We start from the raw sequence: 203 nt of genomic DNA, 5'->3' as shown, positions 1-203 counted from the left end.
CCCAGTTGCTCGTCCTCGCCGCCGTGTCGGCCGCCTTCGTCGCGCAGGCCGTCGCCGCGCTGCGCCCCCATGTGCCGCTGCTGCTCGCCTCGACCGCCGTGTCCCTGGCGGTCGAGGGCGTGCTGTACCGGTGGCAGCCCGGCATGGTGTCGCTGTTCGCCAAGTCGCACGCGGACGTCACCGTCCGCCATGTGCTGCGCGAT

At 73.4% G+C, this 203-nt stretch carries 1 protein-coding gene; it reads left to right on the top strand.

The annotated features are described in order from the left end of the window. Positions 1 to 5 precede the first annotated feature (5 nt). Positions 6 to 203, top strand: a 198-nt coding sequence (locus tag KUM38_RS27740) for a hypothetical protein (protein WP_217133078.1), incomplete at its 3' end; no start/stop codon positions are given.

The organism is Streptomyces sp. AC558_RSS880 (assembly GCF_019049255.1).
Classification (GTDB): domain Bacteria; phylum Actinomycetota; class Actinomycetes; order Streptomycetales; family Streptomycetaceae; genus Streptomyces.
The sequence above is the reverse complement of the archived record's forward strand: the minus strand, read 5'-3'. Positions and strand labels throughout refer to the sequence as shown.